The sequence below is a fragment of the Streptococcus sp. 2020WUSS089 genome (assembly GCF_044427405.1).
Classification (GTDB): domain Bacteria; phylum Bacillota; class Bacilli; order Lactobacillales; family Streptococcaceae; genus Streptococcus; species Streptococcus hashimotonensis.
This window is the reverse complement of sequence record NZ_JAOTGD010000001.1, coordinates 180825-198966: the sequence shown is the minus strand read 5'-3', so window position 1 is coordinate 198966 and position 18142 is coordinate 180825. Positions and strand designations below refer to the sequence as shown.

Annotated in this window: 18 protein-coding genes; 16 read left to right on the top strand and 2 right to left on the bottom strand. The window is 43.8% G+C overall.

The genetic code is table 11. The features are described from left to right. The first annotated feature begins 19 nt into the window (after positions 1-19). From ODU46_RS00945 to ODU46_RS00895, 11 genes are all read left to right on the top strand, one after another. The gene (locus tag ODU46_RS00945; protein ID WP_230333088.1) at positions 20-886 is read left to right on the top strand and encodes an ABC transporter permease; all 867 of its coding nucleotides are present in this window, start codon (positions 20-22) and stop codon (positions 884-886) included. Next, positions 883-1641, top strand: coding sequence for an ABC transporter ATP-binding protein (locus ODU46_RS00940; protein ID WP_230333086.1), 759 nt, complete (start codon positions 883-885; stop codon positions 1639-1641). Before ODU46_RS00945 ends, ODU46_RS00940 begins: the two co-directional genes overlap by 4 nt. A gap of 182 nt (positions 1642-1823) precedes the next feature. Further along, positions 1824-2318, top strand: a complete 495-nt coding sequence (locus ODU46_RS00935; RefSeq protein ID WP_398579081.1) for a prolyl-tRNA synthetase associated domain-containing protein — start codon at positions 1824-1826, stop codon at positions 2316-2318. Beyond that, on the top strand, positions 2315-2719 hold the full coding sequence (locus ODU46_RS00930; RefSeq protein ID WP_014638335.1) for a hypothetical protein: 405 nt from the start codon (positions 2315-2317) through the stop codon (positions 2717-2719). Before ODU46_RS00935 ends, ODU46_RS00930 begins: the two co-directional genes overlap by 4 nt. A 255-nt stretch (positions 2720-2974) precedes the next feature. Beyond that, positions 2975-4636 carry a ribonuclease J gene (locus tag ODU46_RS00925; RefSeq protein ID WP_024406880.1) on the top strand — a complete coding sequence of 554 codons (1662 nt, stop codon included), beginning with the start codon at positions 2975-2977 and terminating at the stop codon, positions 4634-4636. A 64-nt stretch (positions 4637-4700) separates the two neighbouring features. Then, positions 4701-5477 (top strand): alpha/beta hydrolase family protein, encoded by a 777-nt coding sequence (locus ODU46_RS00920; protein WP_014638333.1) that lies wholly within the window; start codon positions 4701-4703, stop codon positions 5475-5477. A 65-nt stretch (positions 5478-5542) separates the two neighbouring features. Beyond that, positions 5543-6238 (top strand): M57 family metalloprotease, encoded by a 696-nt coding sequence (locus ODU46_RS00915; protein WP_336372095.1) that lies wholly within the window; start codon positions 5543-5545, stop codon positions 6236-6238. A 10-nt stretch (positions 6239-6248) separates the two neighbouring features. Next, positions 6249-6614: a hypothetical protein gene (locus tag ODU46_RS00910; RefSeq protein ID WP_105105617.1), complete on the top strand. Its 366-nt coding sequence runs from the start codon at positions 6249-6251 to the stop codon at positions 6612-6614. Between the two features lie 100 nt (positions 6615-6714). Further along, the gene (locus tag ODU46_RS00905) at positions 6715-8613 is read left to right on the top strand and encodes an ABC-F family ATP-binding cassette domain-containing protein (protein ID WP_398579079.1); all 1899 of its coding nucleotides are present in this window, start codon (positions 6715-6717) and stop codon (positions 8611-8613) included. 197 nt (positions 8614-8810) lie between these two features. Further along, positions 8811-9287 carry a DUF3955 domain-containing protein gene (locus tag ODU46_RS00900; RefSeq protein WP_105119401.1) on the top strand — a complete coding sequence of 159 codons (477 nt, stop codon included), beginning with the start codon at positions 8811-8813 and terminating at the stop codon, positions 9285-9287. A gap of 1 nt (position 9288) precedes the next feature. Continuing rightward, positions 9289-10116, top strand: a complete 828-nt coding sequence (locus ODU46_RS00895) for a putative RNA methyltransferase (RefSeq protein WP_105119402.1) — start codon at positions 9289-9291, stop codon at positions 10114-10116. Positions 10117-10256: 140 nt separating this feature from the next. Here the strand turns inward: ODU46_RS00895 and gatD are convergent, their stop codons facing one another. After that, positions 10257-11045 (bottom strand): lipid II isoglutaminyl synthase subunit GatD, encoded by a 789-nt coding sequence (gatD, locus tag ODU46_RS00890; protein WP_012027408.1) that lies wholly within the window; start codon positions 11043-11045, stop codon positions 10257-10259. Continuing rightward, positions 11045-12388 carry a lipid II isoglutaminyl synthase subunit MurT gene (murT, locus tag ODU46_RS00885; RefSeq protein ID WP_105119403.1) on the bottom strand — a complete coding sequence of 448 codons (1344 nt, stop codon included), beginning with the start codon at positions 12386-12388 and terminating at the stop codon, positions 11045-11047. Before murT ends, gatD begins: the two co-directional genes overlap by 1 nt. A gap of 181 nt (positions 12389-12569) precedes the next feature. Between murT and cdaA the strand changes: the two genes are divergently transcribed. From cdaA to ODU46_RS00860, 5 genes are all read left to right on the top strand, one after another. Beyond that, positions 12570-13424 (top strand): diadenylate cyclase CdaA, encoded by an 855-nt coding sequence (gene cdaA, locus ODU46_RS00880; protein ID WP_024385422.1) that lies wholly within the window; start codon positions 12570-12572, stop codon positions 13422-13424. Then, positions 13414-14118: a YbbR-like domain-containing protein gene (locus tag ODU46_RS00875; protein ID WP_012775246.1), complete on the top strand. Its 705-nt coding sequence runs from the start codon at positions 13414-13416 to the stop codon at positions 14116-14118. Before cdaA ends, ODU46_RS00875 begins: the two co-directional genes overlap by 11 nt. Before the next feature lie 12 nt (positions 14119-14130). Next, positions 14131-15483, top strand: a complete 1353-nt coding sequence (gene glmM / locus ODU46_RS00870) for a phosphoglucosamine mutase (RefSeq protein WP_398579078.1) — start codon at positions 14131-14133, stop codon at positions 15481-15483. A gap of 52 nt (positions 15484-15535) precedes the next feature. Then, complete coding sequence (locus ODU46_RS00865) at positions 15536-17080, top strand: ABC-F family ATP-binding cassette domain-containing protein (RefSeq protein ID WP_009910410.1); 1545 nt, start codon at positions 15536-15538, stop codon at positions 17078-17080. Positions 17081-17211: 131 nt separating this feature from the next. Continuing rightward, positions 17212-17988, top strand: coding sequence for a class I SAM-dependent methyltransferase (locus ODU46_RS00860; RefSeq protein ID WP_395382026.1), 777 nt, complete (start codon positions 17212-17214; stop codon positions 17986-17988). The last annotated feature ends 154 nt before the right edge of the window (positions 17989-18142 follow it).

Sequence of the window (18142 nt, the reverse complement as noted above, 5' to 3'; positions counted from 1 at the left end):
ATAAGAGAAAAGGAAAAATATGATTGTATCAACAGTTTCACAGGCTCTTTTATGGGCTGTACTAGGTTTGGGAATATTCGTTACCTTTCGGATTCTGAATTTTCCTGATATGACGACAGAGGGCTCTTTCCCACTTGGAGGAGCGGTTGCTGTTACCTTATTGACGCAAGGAGTTCATCCTATCTTGGCTACTCTAGCAGCAGTTCTTGTTGGCTGTTTGGCGGGCTTTGTCACAGGCTTGCTTTATACCAAGGGGAAAATTCCCACTCTCCTGGCTGGTATCTTGGTCATGTCTTCCTGTCACTCTGTTATTCTATTTATCATGGGTAGGGCAAATCTAGGATTACTGAATACCAAACGTTTACAAGATTTCCTTCCTTTTTCTGAGCAAATTAATGGTCTCTTGCTAGGTCTAGGTAGCCTAGTGGTGGTGATTGGTGCCTTGATGTTCTTCCTCTATACTCGCCTTGGACAGGCCTTTATTGCAACAGGGGATAATCCAGATATGGCACGCAGTTTTGGTATCAATACAAGTCGAATGGAGTTGCTAGGTCTTGTTCTTTCAAATGGGATCATCGCTCTTGCAGGTGCCTTGATTGCACAACAAGAAGGCTATGCGGATGTGTCGCGTGGCATTGGTGTCATTGTAGTCGGTATGGCTAGTCTGATTATCGGTGAGGTAATTTATGGTAACCTTACTATGTTAGAACGATTCTTAGCAATTGTTGTCGGAGCGATTTTCTATCAGTTCTTAATTTTGGTGGTTATTTCCTTCGGTATCAATACCAGCTACCTCCGTATCTTCTCAGCCATGATTTTGGCGGTCTGCCTCATGGTTCCTGAGTTGAAAAATAAACTTCTGAAAGGAGCCAGTCTCTCACGATGAAAGCAATTGTTGAATTAAAAAATGCCACCAAGGTGGTGACAAACGGTTTTGATGAAGAACGTGTGATTTTGGACAATGTCAATCTGACCATCTACCAGGGTGATTTTATTACTATTTTGGGTGGAAATGGGGCTGGGAAGTCAACCCTCTTTAATGTCATTGCTGGAACCCTACCCTTGACCAGTGGTTCAGTCTATATTCTTGGTGAGGATGTGACCAATTGGCCTGCAGAAAAGCGTGCCAAGTATCTGGCACGTGTTTTCCAAGATCCCAAAATGGGAACAGCTCCGCGGATGACGGTGGCAGAAAACCTGCTTATCGCTAAGTATCGTGGCGAGGGACGGGGCTTAGTGCCACGCAGATTGGCCCAACAGACGGAAGAATTTACCCAGCTTTTGCCGAGAGTGGGAAATGGTCTAGAAAAACATCTGGACACGCCAGCAGGGCTCTTATCAGGTGGTCAACGCCAGGCATTGAGTTTGTTGATGGCGAGTTTGAAACAGCCTGAACTCCTGCTCTTGGATGAGCATACCGCAGCCCTTGACCCCAAAACCAGTCAATCCTTGATGCAGTTAACAGACGAATTGATTGAGACCAAGGGAATGACGGCCCTCATGGTCACTCATCAGATGGAAGATGCGCTGCGTCACGGTAATCGCTTGATTGTCATGAAAAATGGTCAGATTATTCAGGACCAAACGGCTGAAGAAAAATCCAAGATGAAACTGGAAGATTATTATAAGTTGTTTGATTAAGAACCTGTGTGTATAGTTCGCAACCTCCAACCAAGTTTGGTTTTGGCTAAAACTGAATCTTATATCAAACACATCTCTTGTGAATACAGGTCTAAAGTCTGGAGTAATCCAGGCTTTTCTTATCCTTTGAATTTTTAGTTAAAAAGAAGTATAATATACTAAATATATCAAGAGGTGCTGCCATGGATAAATTGGTTTTTGAAAGCTTAGCTGACTTAGGAATGGACTACACCATTGTAGAGCATCCACCAGCTCTGACAACTGAGCAAGCAGACCGTTACATTGAAGGGTTAGAAGGAGTACGGACCAAGTCCATGTTTCTGACTAATAAGAAAAAGACTGCATTTTATTTACTAATCATGGATGACCAGAAGCAGCTGGATATGGACCAGTTTTGTGATTTGGTGGGAGCCAACCGCATTCGCATGGCCTCAAGTGATAGCTTGATGGAAAAAATGCACTTGCCTGCGGGTGTGGTATCTGTTTTTGGCTTGTTACATAATGTTGATAAGGATATTCAAGTCTTTTTTGATAAAGAAATCCTTTCTGAACCCATTCTAACCTTCCACCCCAATGTTAATACGAAAACAATTTTTGTAAAGACAGAGGATATTTTACGTTTCGTCGAAGAGATTGGCTTTTCAGCAACGATTGTTGACTTGGGGGAACAAAGATGAGAAAATGTTTAGCTATTTGTAGTCTGTTGTGTTGTCTCTTTTTGGTAGGATGTCGGACAGGAGCAGCTTATCAGGCAGAGATTGAACCGATGGAACAATCAGAATTGTATACGGAAAAAGAGATTGAAGCGGCTATTCTTGTAGTTGAAGATTACTTTGATCACCATTTTAAAAGTTGTAAATTGTTGACTATCGGTTATAGTGGTGATAATGAAAAGGAATTTGATGAGTGGGCGGAGCACTATGGTGCAGAGGAAGCTATTATCCTAACTTCGTCTTTTAAGGTAGCAGCTGAGGGGGCAGAGCCCACCTTAGAACCTAATAGTACTCATACGGATTGGAAATGGATTTTAGTGCGGAATGTTGGTGGTAAGTGGGAACATAAGGGACATGGTTACTAATGTATATGTAGAACTTCGTTGATTTTCAGCGGAGTTTTTTGTAAATTTTCTTGAAAAAATGTATAATAGAAGCGATAGCTATTTAGGAATTTCTATTTAAAAGTTGCTTTGATGGTTGAATATAATGTTGAACCAAAGTGTGTCTTTTGCAAATAGAGCTCCGACATAGCAGACTGTAATTCGACTTGGAATTCCCAAGGACCGTTGGTAAGAAAAATAAAATGGACACCTGTGGGATGTCCAAAAGGAGTAAAGATGAGTACAATTAAAATTATGGCCCTTGGAGGTGTGCGGGAAAACGGAAAAAACCTGTACATTGCCGAAGTGAATGAACATATTTTTGTTTTGGATGCAGGGGCAAAGTATCCTGAGAATGAACAGTTAGGTGTGGATGTAGTCGTCCCTAATTTCGATTATTTGGAAGAAAATAAGCACCGTGTAGCAGGGGTCTTTTTATCTCACGGGCATGCGGATGCTATCGGAGCGCTTCCTTATCTCTTGGAGAAAGTGAAAGTGCCAGTATTTGGTTCGCACTTGACTATCGAATTGGCTAAGCTACTTGTCAAGGGGAATAATGCTACTAAGAAATTTAATGATTTCCATGTTATCAATGCTGACACTGAAATTGATTTCGGGGATTCAGTGGTATCTTTCTTTCAGACGACCCACTCTATTCCAGAGAGTTTAGGAATTGTCGTTAAGACGGATGAAGGAAATATTGTCTACACAGGTGACTTTAAGTTTGACCAGGCGGCAGATAAGTTTTATCGTACGGATTTTGGGCGATTGGCTGAAATCGGTAACGAAGGTGTGTTGGCCCTCTTGTCAGACTCAGCTAACGCAGATAGCAATGTTCAAGTAGCGAGCATGCATGAGGCTGGGGAGGAAATTCTCAATACGATTGCTGACTGTGATGGGCGTGTTATTGTGGCAGCAGTTGCCAGCAATATTGTACGTATTCAACAGATTTTTGATGCGGCAGAAGCAACTGGTCGTCGTGTCGTATTGACAGGACATGATGTGGAAAACATTGTCCGAACAGCGATTCAATTGAAAAAACTTCGTTTGGTCAGCGAACGCCTGTTGGTAAAACCAAAGGATATGAACAAGTATGAAGACCATGAATTGATTATTTTAGAAACTGGTCGTATGGGCGAGCCGTTAAATGGATTGCGTAAAATGTCTATCGGTAGACATCGCTACGTTGAAATCAAAGAAGGTGATCTAGTTTATATTGTTACCACTCCAAGTATTTCAAAAGAAGCGGTTGTTGCTCGTGTGGAGAACTTGATTTACAAGGCTGGTGGTACCGTAAAATCTATCACAAAGAATCTTCGCGTATCTGGGCATGGGAATGCGCGTGATTTGCAGCTCATGCTCAACATCATGAAGCCTAAATATCTTTTCCCAGTTCAAGGGGAGTATCGTCAATTGGATGCTCACGCTAAGGCTGCGCTTGAAATCGGTATGTATCCAGAAAACATTATCATCGTTAAGCGTGGGGATGTCATGGCTTTTGAAGAGGGAGATTTTGTCCATAGCGGAGCGGTTCCTGCTGGTGATGTCATGATTGACGGAAATGCCATGGGCGATGTTGGAAATATCGTCCTTCGTGACCGTAAGATCCTCTCAGAAGACGGTATCTTTATCGTGGCTATCACTGTCAACCGCCGTGAGAAAAAAATCATTTCTAAAGCCAAGGTCAATACTCGTGGTTTTGTCTACGTGAAAAAGAGCAAGGACATCTTGCGTGAGGCATCAGAATTGGTGAATACAACGGTGGAAAATTACTTTACAAAGGATAGCTTTGACTGGACAGAGCTTAAGAGTGCTGTTCGCGATGATTTAGCAAAATTCCTCTTTGACCAAACCAAACGTCGCCCAGCTATTTTACCGGTAATTATGGAAGTTAAGTAAGCTGATTTATATACATAAGAAGAGCCGAGGGAAACTCAGGCTCTTTACCATAAGGAGAAGATTTATGGCAATAATGAAAATTGAATACCACTCAGAAGCTCTAGATATGTCTAGACAGGTTACGGTTTTATATCCAGATCGCAATCGTGTGGAAAATCCTGATGACAACGACATTCCTGTCCTATACCTTTTGCACGGTATGGGAGGAAATCAGGATTCCTGGCTGAATCGTTCTACAGTGGAACGGTTGGTTCGTTATACCAATCTTATCGTGGTTATGGTCAATACAGATAAAGGCTGGTATACCAATACCACCTATGGCATGAATTATTATGATGCCATTGCAGTAGAGTTGCCTCAAATTCTCAAACGATTTTTCCCAAATATGTCTGACAAGCGGGAGAAGAATTTTATCGCTGGTTTGTCTATGGGTGGTTATGGGACCTTCAAGATTGCTATGATGACCAATCGTTTTTCACACGCAGCTTCGCTTTCAGGCGCATTGTATTTTGATTTTGATAATCCAGCGGCAGCAGAATTGGGAAGTCTTTCGTATTGGCGAGGAGTATTTGGTGATATTTCTGATAAACAGAATCCAAATAATTTGTTAGAAATTGCTAAACAATCCGATAAAAAGACCAAATTTTATGCCTGGTGTGGTGAGGAAGATTTTCTCTTTGAGGGGCATCAAAAGGCAGTTGAGGAGTTAAAAGAGCTGGGATTTGATATAGAGGCAAGTTTCGGACCTGGTAAACATGAGTGGTACTACTGGAATCAGCAGATTGAGAAAGTATTGGCTTGGTTGCCAATTGATTTCAAATTGGAAGAAAGACTGTCCTAGTTTTTAAGAAAAGTTTCAGAAATTATGGCTATACTAAAAGCTATTTCTAGAAAGAGGTATAGTCTATGAAACTTATTGGAAATATTCTATGGTGGATTTGGCGGACATTTTGGGGTCTGATTTGGTTATCAATGGTGTTATTTGCTTGTGGTCTAGGTCTGTTATTCTATTTTCAACAGGAAGCAGCGCCTCAGATGTTACAAACTCTAGCTCAAGAAGTGCAATTGATGGTCAAAGGGCAGTCTGAAGTGACGATTGAAGAAGGTGTTAATACCATTAAACACCTGACTACTGATACGGTTAATACAGCCGATCATGGTCGATGGGAAAGCAATACTGCGACTGTTTACCTTGAAACCCAGAATCCAACATTTGTAGCTGCCTATGAAACAGCCATTGCAAATTGGAATGCGACAGGGGCCTTCACTTTTGTGATGACAAGTGATCCAAATCAGGCTGATATTATTGCTACTGAGATGAATGATGGAAATACTCAGGCAGCAGGCGAGGCCAATTCAACGACTAATTTATTGACAAATTATTATAGCTCTGTAACGGTGCGTCTGAATAGTTTTTATTTATTAAACGACCAATATGGCTATGATATGGATAGAATTATCCATACAGCTGAGCATGAATTGGGTCATGCTATTGGCCTAGATCATGAAGATAGTCAGACCTCCGTTATGGAATCGGCAGGTTCTAATCATGGTATTCAGCAGGCAGATATTGATGCGGTCATTGCCTTGTATTCAGAATAGAGGAGAAAATATGCTTCGAACAATTACAAACACAATAAAACGTTATCCTGAGCAAGCTCTGCTCTTTCTCTATAATGCTGGGATTTTTGCATGGATGCAGTCTACCAGCCATTCGATTATGGAACAAATCGGTATAGATAGTACTTGGTTTGATAAAATCCCCGAACCTATCAAGGCCTGGACAGGTGCAAGTCTAGAGAGTATGCAAACCTTACTCAATTCTTCCGCTTGGGGATGGCTGATTGTATCTATGATATTGATGCTGGTCATCCGCTTTGTCAAGGGCTTGATTAAGTTTGTCATCATGCTGATTATTATCGGCGGTGGTCTTTACCTGCTCTGGCAGAATAAGGAATTGCTTAGCGGTTTGGTCTAAATATTTTGTGAGAAGGACAGTGACGGTAAAGTCGCTGTTTTTTGTTGAAATCAGAAAAAGGATTCCGCACTGTTACCCTAAATTATGGTACAATATTTTTATGATTATTCTAAGTGGAAACAAGATTGAACGCTCTTTTGCGGGCGAGGTTTTATTTAACAATATCAACATTCAGGTCGACGAGCGAGATCGGATTGCCCTTGTCGGAAAAAATGGAGCAGGCAAGTCTACTCTGCTCAAAATCCTTGTCGGAGAAGAAGCTGCGACCAGCGGTGACATTTCAACCAAGCGTGATTTGTCCCTTTCTTATCTGGCACAGGACAGCCGTTTTGAGTCGGAAAATACCATTTATGATGAAATGCTCCATGTCTTTGATGACCTGCGGATGACGGAGAAACGCCTGCGGTCTATGGAAGAGCAAATGGGCAGTTTGTCTGGTAATGAACTCGACCAGCTCATGAAGACCTACGATAGTCTGTCGGAAGAATTTCGTCTGGCAGGTGGTTTTAACTATGAGGCAGATATCCGTGCTATTTTGAACGGCTTTAAGTTTGACCAGACCATGTGGGACATGAAAATCTCCGAACTTTCTGGCGGTCAAAACACTCGACTTGCTCTGGCAAAAATGCTTCTTGAAAGCCCAGAACTCTTGGTCCTCGACGAGCCGACCAACCACCTGGACATTGACACGATTGCCTGGCTGGAAAACTACCTCGTGCATTACAAGGGAGCCTTGATTATCGTCAGCCATGACCGCTATTTCTTGGACAAGGTGGCGACACTGACACTGGATTTGACCAAGCATTCCTTGGACCGTTATGTGGGCAATTATTCTCAGTTTGTCGAGCTCAAAGAGCAGAAGTTGCAAACGGAATTGCAAAACTATGAAAAGCAGCAGAAGGAAATTGCCAAACTAGAAGACTTTGTCCAGAAAAATATTGTCCGTGCTTCGACCACCAAGCGTGCTCAGGCTAGACGCAAGCAGTTGGAAAAGATGGAGCGACTGGACAAGCCAACAACTGGTCAGAAGTCTGCCAACATGACTTTCCAGTCGGACAAGACTTCTGGCAATATCGTCTTGACAGTGGAAAATGCTGCGGTGGGTTACGATGGAGACATTCTCTCTCGGCCTATTTCCATTGACCAACGAAAGCTGGATGCCATTGCCATTGTCGGTCCGAATGGAATCGGAAAAACTACCCTGCTCAAATCAATCATCGGAGCTCTGCCATTTATCAAAGGGGAAGCCAAACTAGGTGCCAATGTGGAAGTGGGTTACTACGACCAGACCCAGTCAGCCCTAACACCTTCCAATACAGTCTTGGAGGAGCTCTGGTCAGCCTTTCCGACTACGCCTGAAGTGGAGATCCGCAACCGCCTTGGAGCCTTTCTCTTCTCAGGAGATGATGTCAAAAAGTCCGTGTCCATGCTATCGGGTGGGGAAAAAGCTCGTCTGCTCTTGGCCAAGCTGTCCATGGAAAACAACAACTTCCTCATTCTTGACGAGCCGACCAACCACCTGGACATCGACAGTAAGGAGGTCCTGGAAAATGCCCTCATTGACTTTGACGGCACCCTGCTCTTTGTCAGCCACGACCGCTATTTCATCAACCGCGTCGCCACTAAGGTGCTGGAAATCTCGGAAACTGGCTCCACGCTCTATCTGGGCGACTATGATTATTATCTGGAGAAAAAGGCAGAGCTGGAAGTAGAAGTCCAGCCTGACCAGCTAGAAAGTACCAGCCAATCAGCCGGAGCTATGGACTACCAAGCCCAAAAGGAAAACCAAAAAGAGCAACGCAAATTGGCCCGCCGCATCGAGCAAATCGAGGCAGAAATTGAGAACATCGAAAACCGCCTGAGCGAGCTCAACCAAGCCATGCTAGAAACCAACGACATCGGCCAGCTGACCGATTACCAGAAAGAAATCGACCAACTGACAGCCCAACAAGAAAGCCTCATGGAAGAATGGGAAGCATTATCTGAGCAGATGGGCTAGGTTGACAGGGAGTTGACAGTCTGTCAGAAACGCTATCAAATCAAGCCTGCAAGCAGGTCTTGCGAGGGAAAAACTCTGCTGCAACATGACCTTGCGGTCAAAAGTTCTATTGCAAGTTAGACTTTCTTGGCAAACATCGACCGACGAGCTAAGATAAAGTTAGGACCTGCCAGACAGGGCCTAGTGAGGAGAATGAAATGAACTTTGGACAACAAATCAAAGACTTACGTAAGAAGGAAGGCTTGACCCAGGAACAGTTTGCCCTCAAGCTAAATGTGACACGGCAGGCTGTTTCCAACTGGGAAAATGACAAAAACCTACCCGACTTGGAACTCTTGATTCTCATGTCCTCTGTCTTTTCAATCTCCCTAGATCAACTTATCTTAGGAGGAACTGACATGAACAACATGACAGAAAAACTTGTCAAGGACGGTCGCGAAGGTCGCCGTACCCAGATGCACCTGACCATTACCATTATCGGAAGCTTTCTCATGGTCTTAGGCCTTGTCTGCTTTATCATCAAGGCCAATTCCGTCGAATATGTCGATTCCAATGGCATTCTACACGAAAACTTCTACCTGCTCCCAGTCGGCTACTTGCTAGTCTTTACAGGAGCCCTTGCCACGCTCCTATCAGGACTAGCCCTGCACCGCTTTAGAAAAGAAAATAAGTAAAATGACCAAACACCCACGTTTCCTTAATAGCGACCAATTTTTCGCCTGTCCACATTGTGGGCAGGCTCTTGGTCTTGATCTCAACAGCCTCCGCTGCCCCAACCGCCACACCTTCGACATTGCCAAGCAGGGCTATGTCAATCTGGCACCCCAGGTCAAGCAGTCCGCCAACTACCACAAGTCTAGCTTTGAAAATCGCCAGGCCTTTTTAGAGGCGGGCTATTACGATCATCTCTACGAGGTTTTGGAGGGGAAAATAGCAGAGCTGGGCTTACGGTCTGTCTTGGACATCGGCTGTGGGGAAGGTTTTTATTCCCGCAAATTAGCCGAGAAAATGGACTTGGACATTCTTGCTTTTGATATTTCTAAGCATTCCATTCTCTTGGCAGCAAAGACAGACAGCACCAAGTCGGTCAAGTGGTTTGTCGGTGACTTGACCAAGTTGCCCATTCAAGACAAGACCATTGACGGCATCTTGGACATCTTTTCCCCAGCCAATTATCATGAGTTTGCCAGAGTACTGAAAACTGGTGGGGCTATTCTCAAGCTGGTCCCAGGACCCAATCACCTCAAGGAGCTCCGCCATTTGGCCAAAGACCAACTCCGTAAGGAAGCCTATGATAACCAGGATATCGTGGACCATTTCAGGTCTTACGTGGGGCAGGTGGAGCAAGTGCTGGTCAGCCGGACCCTGCCGATTACAGCCGCTCATGCCCAAGTCTTGGCAGACATGACGCCCCTCTTTTTCCAAGTGGACCAGTCCAAGTTGGATTTGAGCCAGTTGACCGAGATTACGGTTGAGGGAGTGCTTTTGGTAGGAACGATATAAAAAATGAAACCGCCTCTGATTTCAGAAGCGGTTTTGCTTTATTTCTCATACTCTTCGAAAATCAAAGTCAGACGTTGTTGACTTGATTTGATGAACTTCAGTTCTATCTGCATCTGCGTCGCCTAGTCTAATTCTGATTTTCATTGAGTATCAAATTCTGCCTTGCTTTTTACATCGCCGTATTCTTCAGCGACTTCTTTGCTGAGGATGTCAGCGTAGCTGGCAAGTTGGATGTCTTGTCCGTATTTTTTGCGGAGGGCAGTAGTGACTAGGCGGTAGGCTAGGTTGGCATTGCGGGACAGGATTGGTCCGTGGAAGTAGCTGCCGAAGGTGTTTTTGTAGTGCAGGCCTTCGCCACCGTCTTCCTTGTTGTTACCATTACCATAGACAACCTTGCCCAGCGGTTTTTGGTTGTCAGCTAGGAAGGTACGGCCTTGGTGATTTTCAAACCCATAGTAGGTTTCGTTAAATTCATCATTGTGAATTTTGATGTCACCGATGTAACGGTTATTGGTCTGGTTGAGGGTGTAGTGACCCATGATACCTAGACCGTCAATCTTGCGGCCGCCAGCTTCGATGTAGTATTGACCGAGCAATTGGAAGCCACCGCAGATAGCCAGCATGACACCGTCATTTTCGATGAAGTCTGCCAAGCTGTCTTTTTTAGTTGGTAAATCCTTAGCTAGAATGGATTGTTCATAGTCCTGTCCACCGCCGAAAAAGGCGATGTCGTAGAAATTTTTATCAAATTCATCTGTCAGTGAAACGATGTCCACCTGAACACGAGCCCCCAGCTTTTCAGCTACATACTTGAGCATGAGGATATTGCCATTGTCACCGTAGGTATTCATCAAATCACCGTAGAGGTGAGCGATGTGGAGATCATAAGTGTAGTCTTTTTCAGGACTTTTTAATGACGTATAGACCATTATTTCATCTCCTTTCCAACAGCTTGGCGTTGAGCCAGCAAGTCACGGAATTCCAGCATAGCCGTATAGGTTGCGAGGATATAGGCATGCTGACTGCTGGACTGCTCAATCAAGGTCATGATGTCTTCCAGTTTTGGTGTTTCAGTAATCTGGTCCTCTGGATAGCCAGTCACACGGAGGCGACGGGCAATTTCAGACGAGCGAACACCGCCTGCAAAGACTTGTGGAATGTCCATTTGAGTGATTTGTTCAAAGTCGGCGTCCCAAATCCAGCTGGTATCAATTCCGTCAGCGTAGTTGGCATTGAGAAGGACGGACAGGCTAAAATCGTAAGGAGCCAGTTTCATCATTTCAATAGCCTGGGTTGCACCGACAGGATTTTTAATCAAGACCAGAGTACAATCTTTATCGCCCAATTTAAAGGTTTCTTGGCGACCAAAGACTGCCTTAGACTTGTCAAAACCAGCCTTGATTTTCTCAGGAGATACGCCGAAAAATTCTGCCACGCTGACAGCTGCTAGGGCATTGTAGATATTGTAAAGCCCACCGATGTTGATTTTGTAATCCTGACCGTCAATGGCAAAGGTAGAAGAAGTATTAGTAATTTCCTTCAACTCTGTTAACTTGTAGTCCAGCTCAGGTCGGCTAAAGCCACAGTTGTTACAGATATAGCTACCCAAGTTAGCGTAGGTATTGAGCTTGTACTGGATAATCTGGTGGCAATGCGGGCAGAGAACGCCTTCGGTATTGTAATGGGCCAGACGTGGCTCATGCTCGTCCGTCGCAAAACCGTAGTATTTTACTGGATTGATAACGGTGGTCGAGTTGAAAAGCGGGCTGTCACCATTGGCGAGAATGGTTGCCTGAGGTGCCTTGGCAGCCCCGTCCAAAATCATCTGGTAGGTGGTATAAATCTCACCATAGCGGTCCATTTGGTCGCGGAAGATATTGGTGAAGACAATCAGGCTAGGCTTGATAAAGTCGGTGACACGGGCCAGACTGGCTTCATCAATCTCCAAGACGGCAATCTTCTTGCCATTTTTATTTTTCTTGGCAGATAAAAAGGTGGCTGTAATCCCTGTAATCATATTGGCGCCGCTGGTATTGGTCGTAATTTCTCCAAAGGCTTCTTGGAGGATGCCAACTGTCAGGGCGGTGGTCAGGGTCTTACCGTTAGTACCTGTCACAACAACGACTTCATAATCCTTAGCCAAACTATCTAAAATATGTTTATCGAATTTGAGGGCAATTTTTCCAGGCAGGGTAGTACCACGTCCTAGTTTTTTCAAAATGAACTGGGAACTTTTTCCTGCTAGAATACCCAAAGCTGTATTTATTTTCATGGGACTATTTTATCATAAAGGTCACTGATTTTCTAGAATGGAGTGTGTTGGAATGTGATATATTCCTGCAGTAAATCTGTAATATTTTTAACAGGAAGGTCACTATTTTCTAAAGAAAAGGGGAAAAAATATGGTATAATGAGTACATTACTATGTATGAGTTAGAAAGTATGAGAATGATATGTTAAACCTAAACCAGTTACTGGATACAGGGTATTGGTCGAGTTTGATAGCCAGTCCTTGGACCGCACTGTTGCACCTAATTGATATTAGTATAGTTGTTTATTTGATTTATAATTTTAGTAAGGCTATTGCAGGTACTAAAATTATGACATTGATTCGAGGGGTTTTTCTCTTCATTATTGTCCAGATTATAGCTAGTTTATTCGGTCTGCAGACGATTGCTTGGCTGATTAATCAAGTAATCACGTATGGAGTTATTGCAGCAGTAGTTATTTTTGCACCAGAGTTGCGTGCCATGCTTGAAAAACTCGGCAGGACAACTCAGATTTTTGGGGCAAATACTGTGAGTGCAGAAGAAAAGCTAATTGTTGCTTTTCTCAAATCTGTTGCTTATATGTCTCCGCGTAAAATTGGTGCACTTGTGGCAGTAGAACAAGCCCAAACATTACAAGAATATAGAGCAACGGGGATTCCTCTTAATGCGGAGATATCTCAGGAATTGTTAATAAATATTTTCATCCCGAATACACCGCTACACGATGGGGCCGTAATTGTCAAGGAAGACAAGGTAGCTGTTGCTTGTGCTTATTTGCCCCTGTCAGAGAGCGCAGGAATTTCAAAGGAATTTGGAACACGACACCGTGCAGCCATTGGCTTATCGGAGGTATCTGATGCGTTTGTGTTTATTGTTTCTGAAGAAACTGGCAGTATCTCTATTGCACGAAACGGGATATTCAAACATGACTTGACTTTGGATGAGTTTGAAGCAGAGTTGCGAGCGACTTTTATTTCTGAAAATGTAGAGAAAAAGTCCATCTGGAAGCGATTAGGAGGTGGCAAACATGAACGATAAGTTTAAAGCTGTAGGTCACTTAGCCCTATCTATTTTCCTAGCATTGTTGCTCTTTTTCTATGCAACAACCACCAACTATAAAAATTCAGAATCAGCTGCACAGAACACGGAGTCAGAAACCTATGTTCACACATTGAGCAATGTACCGATTGAGATTGAATATGATACAAACAAGTATTTTATTTCCGGATTTTCTTCGACGGTGGCAGTTGAATTAAGGGGCTCTAATCGTGTTCTCCTACAGAGAGAATCAGATGAGTCAACTCGGACTTTTCAAGTGACAGCGGATTTGAGAGAGTTGAGTGATGGGACACAAACTGTCAAGCTACAATTGACCAATTTGCCGGCAGGAGTGAGTGCGACACTGGCACCTGATGCGATTACCGTCAAGATTGGTAAAAAAGTTAGCAAGGCATTCCCAGTAGCAGGTCGAGTCTATAGTAATCAATTGGCAGAAGGTTACAGTCTGTCTAAGGTCTCAGTCAACGTAGATACCGTTAAAGTGACAACGGATGAAGAAACAATGGCTAAGATTGATCGGGTCGAAGCTGTTGCGATGGATGTGAGCAATCTGTCTGAGAACTATAGTGGCACAGCTAAATTACAGGCTGTAGACAGCGATGGCAATGTCTTGCCAGTTGTACTGTCTCAGACGGAAGCAAATATGCAAATTATACTTACAAAAACAAAATAAGAGGTTATGAAAATGGGTAAATATTTTGGGACAGATGGTGTCCGTGGAGAAGCAAACGTAGAATTAACGCCAGAATTAGCATTCAAATTGGGTCGTTTTGGTGGTTATGTCCTTAGCCAGCATGAGACGGATGTTCCTCGTGTCTTTGTGGCGCGTGACACACGTATCTCAGGTCAAATGTTAGAGGCTGCCTTGATTGCAGGACTTCTATCAGTAGGGATTCATGTGTATAAATTGGGAGTTTTAGCGACACCGGGTGTTGCTCACCTAGTCAAAACTGAAAAAGCAAGTGCAGGTGTCATGATTTCTGCAAGTCATAACCCAGCGCAAGATAACGGTATCAAATTCTTTGCTGGTGATGGTTTCAAATTGGATGATGCATTGGAAGCGGAAATTGAGGCTCTTCTTGACGCTGAGGAAGACACATTGCCACGCCTATCTGCTCAAGGTTTAGGAGATGTGGTAGAATATCCAGAAGGTCTACGTAAATACCAGCAATTCTTGGTGTCAACTGGTACAGATTTGGACGGTATGAAAGTTGCACTCGATACAGCCAATGGTGCTGCAGCAACATCTGCACGTCAAATTTTTGTAGATTTGGGAGCAGATTTGACAGTAATGGCTGAAAAGCCAGACGGCTTGAATATCAATGAGGGCGTTGGTTCAACTCATCCTGAAAAATTGCAAGAACTGGTCAAGGAAACAGGTAGTCAAATTGGACTTGCCTTTGATGGTGACAGCGACCGCTTGATTGCTGTCGATGAAAATGGTGACTTGGTAGACGGTGACCGTATCATGTACATCGTTGGTAAATACCTTGCTGATCGAGGTCTATTGGCCAAAAATACAATTGTGACCACAGTTATGTCCAACCTTGGTTTCCATAAGGCTTTGGATCGTGAAGGTATTGAAAAAGCTGTGACCGCAGTTGGTGACCGTTATGTGGTTGAAGAAATGCGCAAGGAAGGCTACAATGTCGGTGGTGAGCAGTCAGGACATGTGATTCTGATGGATTATAACACCACAGGCGACGGCCAGTTGACCGCTGTGCAATTGACCAAAATCATAAAAGAAACTGGTAAGAAGTTGTCAGAATTGGCAGCAGAAGTGACCATTTACCCACAAAAATTGGTCAATATCCGTGTGGAAAACAGCATGAAAGACAAGGCAATGGAAGTGCCTGCTATTGCAGCTATCATTGAAAAAATGGAAGCAGAAATGGCTGGCAACGGTCGTATCTTGGTTCGCCCAAGTGGCACTGAGCCCCTCTTGCGTGTCATGGCAGAAGCGCCAACGGATGCTGAAGTCGATTACTACGTGGACACCATTGCCGATGTGGTCCGTGCGGAAATCGGATTAGATTAAGAAGAATGAAACAGAGACTGGAAGGATTTCCAGCCTCTTTTGTGAGGAAATTATGAGTATTTTAGAAGTAAAGAATTTGAGTCATGGTTTTGGTGATCGTGCGATTTTTGAGAATGTCTCCTTCCGTCTCTTGAAAGGGGAACATATCGGTCTTGTCGGTGCCAATGGAGAAGGGAAATCGACCTTTATGTCCATCGTGACAGGTCAGCTGCAGCCAGACGAAGGCAAGGTTGAATGGTCACGTTATGTAACGGCAGGTTATTTAGACCAGCATGCTAAACTAGAAAAAGGTCAATCAGTCCGTGATGTCTTGCGGACAGCATTTGATGAACTTTTCAAGACAGAAGCTCGTATCAATGATATTTATATGTCTATGGCAGAAGAGGGTGCCGATATGGATGCCCTCATGGAAGAGGTTGGTGAGCTGCAAGACCGTCTGGAAAGCCGTGATTTCTATACACTTGATGCCAAGATTGACGAAGTAGCGCGTGCGCTTGGTGTCATGGACTATGGCATGGACAAGGATGTGACGGAGTTATCGGGTGGTCAACGGACTAAGGTTCTTTTGGCAAAATTGCTCTTGGAAAAACCTGACATCTTGCTTCTGGATGAGCCGACCAACTATCTAGATGCCGAGCATATTGACTGGCTCAAACGTTACTTGCAGAACTATGAAAATGCCTTTGTCTTGATTTCGCACGATATTCCTTTCTTGAATGATGTGATTAACATTGTCTACCATGTGGAAAATCAGCTTTTGACTCGCTACACAGGTGATTACTACCAATTCCAAGAAGTCCATGCTATGAAGCGGGCTCAGTTGGAGGCTGCCTATGAGCGCCAGCAGAAGGAGATCGCAGATTTGCAGGACTTCGTTAACCGTAACAAGGCCCGAGTTGCAACTCGAAACATGGCCATGTCTCGTCAGAAGAAGCTGGACAAGATGGAGATTATTGAGCTTCAAGCAGAGAAACCAAAGCCATCATTTGATTTCAAAATGGCTCGAACTCCAAGTCGCTTTATCTTCCAAACGACTGATTTGGAAATTGGTTATGACCGTGTATTGACACGTAAACCGCTCAATTTGACCTTTGAACGCAACCAGAAGATTGCCATTGTCGGTGCCAACGGTATCGGTAAATCTACTCTTCTTAAAAGTTTGCTGGGGATTATTCCACCGCTGGGCGGTTCTGTGGAGCGCGGGGAGTATCTGGAACTAGGCTATTTCGAGCAAGAAGTAGCTGGCGGCAATCGTCAGACCCCGCTGGAAGCCGTTTGGGATGCCTTTCCAGCCCTTAACCAGGCGGAAGTACGGGCTGCCTTGGCTCGTTGTGGTCTGACTTCCAAACATATAGAAAGCCAAATTCAAGTTCTTTCAGGTGGTGAGCAGGCCAAAGTTCGTTTCTGTTTGCTTATGAACCGTGAAAACAATGTCTTGGTTCTCGACGAGCCGACCAACCACTTGGATGTGGATGCCAAGGATGAACTCAAACGTGCCCTTCAAGCCTATAAGGGCTCAATTCTCATGGTCTGCCACGAGCCTGATTTCTATGAAGGCTGGGTGGACGATGTATGGGATTTTAATGAATTGACTTAAGGAACAAGCTATCGAAAGGTAGCTTTTTCTTTGTGCTTATACTATAATAGAATGAGCATAGTAAAGGAGGTAAAAATATGAAAAGAATAGAACGAGGTCAGATTTGCTAGGCCTCTCTAGAGGAAATAAGAATGACAGATTATGTAAACTACAATCAAGAACGTTGGAATCGAGTTTCAGCTAGACAGGGAAATGCCTATACGGTTCCGCTCAGTCATGAGGAATTTCTTGTTGCCAAAGACAAGCCCTTATCTGTTTCCCTGACGGTTGGAAAGACGGTGCCGCTTGACTGGTTTGAAAAGGCCCAAGGCAAGAAATTGTTGGGGCTGGCCTGTGGTGGTGGTCAACAGGGGCCGATGTTTGCGGCTCATGGTTACCAAACGACCATTATGGACTTCTCCAAGGAACAGTTGGACAAGGATAGGCTAGTTGCTGAGCGAGAAAATCTGGATTTGCAAACGGTACAGGCAGATATGACACAGCCTTTTCCTTTTGAAGACGAGAGTTTTGACATCATTTTTTGCCCTGTTTCAAATGTCTATATCGAAGACTTGGAAAATATGTGGCAGGAGTCTTATCGGGTTTTGAAAAAAGGTGGACTGCTCATGGTTGGTTACATGAACCCTTGGATTTATGTCTTTGATGCTGATGATGTTTGGGAGCATCCAGACAGAGCATTGGTTCCAATGTACAGCCTACCTTTCAATGCACGACAATTAGAAGAAACAGGACAAATTACAATTGACCCAGAATATGGCTATGAATTTAGCCACACCTTAGAAGAGCAGATTGCTGGGCAATTACGAGCTGGTTTTGCCATGATTGATTTTTATGAATCCAAAGATAGTCGCAATCGCTTGACTCAATTTGCCTCAGATTATATAGCGAATTTATCGATAAAGTGGTAGGCAAATCTTCTGACAGAAAGTATTTTAACAGGGCTAGTTAGAGAAGTACTAGTCCTATTTTTGAGCTATTGTCAATGGATGAGATGAGCCTAAATCGTTGAATAAAAAACTTGAAAACGCTTGCATTTTGTAATTAGGATTGATATAATGAAAG

Excerpts from the sequence above, each read along its gene's own strand:
- ODU46_RS00945 (WP_230333088.1), top strand. The coding sequence starts at position 20 with ATGATTGTATCAACAGTTTCACAGGCTCTTTTATGGGCTGTACTAGGT.
- ODU46_RS00940 (WP_230333086.1), top strand. The coding sequence starts at position 883 with ATGAAAGCAATTGTTGAATTAAAAAATGCCACCAAGGTGGTGACAAAC.
- ODU46_RS00935 (WP_398579081.1), top strand. The coding sequence starts at position 1,824 with ATGGATAAATTGGTTTTTGAAAGCTTAGCTGACTTAGGAATGGACTAC.
- ODU46_RS00930 (WP_014638335.1), top strand. The coding sequence starts at position 2,315 with ATGAGAAAATGTTTAGCTATTTGTAGTCTGTTGTGTTGTCTCTTTTTG.
- ODU46_RS00925 (WP_024406880.1), top strand. The coding sequence starts at position 2,975 with ATGAGTACAATTAAAATTATGGCCCTTGGAGGTGTGCGGGAAAACGGA.
- ODU46_RS00920 (WP_014638333.1), top strand. The coding sequence starts at position 4,701 with ATGGCAATAATGAAAATTGAATACCACTCAGAAGCTCTAGATATGTCT.
- ODU46_RS00915 (WP_336372095.1), top strand. The coding sequence starts at position 5,543 with ATGAAACTTATTGGAAATATTCTATGGTGGATTTGGCGGACATTTTGG.
- ODU46_RS00910 (WP_105105617.1), top strand. The coding sequence starts at position 6,249 with ATGCTTCGAACAATTACAAACACAATAAAACGTTATCCTGAGCAAGCT.
- ODU46_RS00905 (WP_398579079.1), top strand. The coding sequence starts at position 6,715 with ATGATTATTCTAAGTGGAAACAAGATTGAACGCTCTTTTGCGGGCGAG.
- ODU46_RS00900 (WP_105119401.1), top strand. The coding sequence starts at position 8,811 with ATGAACTTTGGACAACAAATCAAAGACTTACGTAAGAAGGAAGGCTTG.
- ODU46_RS00895 (WP_105119402.1), top strand. The coding sequence starts at position 9,289 with ATGACCAAACACCCACGTTTCCTTAATAGCGACCAATTTTTCGCCTGT.
- gatD (WP_012027408.1), bottom strand. The coding sequence starts at position 11,045 with ATGGTCTATACGTCATTAAAAAGTCCTGAAAAAGACTACACTTATGAT.
- murT (WP_105119403.1), bottom strand. The coding sequence starts at position 12,388 with ATGAAAATAAATACAGCTTTGGGTATTCTAGCAGGAAAAAGTTCCCAG.
- cdaA (WP_024385422.1), top strand. The coding sequence starts at position 12,570 with ATGTTAAACCTAAACCAGTTACTGGATACAGGGTATTGGTCGAGTTTG.
- ODU46_RS00875 (WP_012775246.1), top strand. The coding sequence starts at position 13,414 with ATGAACGATAAGTTTAAAGCTGTAGGTCACTTAGCCCTATCTATTTTC.
- glmM (WP_398579078.1), top strand. The coding sequence starts at position 14,131 with ATGGGTAAATATTTTGGGACAGATGGTGTCCGTGGAGAAGCAAACGTA.
- ODU46_RS00865 (WP_009910410.1), top strand. The coding sequence starts at position 15,536 with ATGAGTATTTTAGAAGTAAAGAATTTGAGTCATGGTTTTGGTGATCGT.
- ODU46_RS00860 (WP_395382026.1), top strand. The coding sequence starts at position 17,212 with ATGACAGATTATGTAAACTACAATCAAGAACGTTGGAATCGAGTTTCA.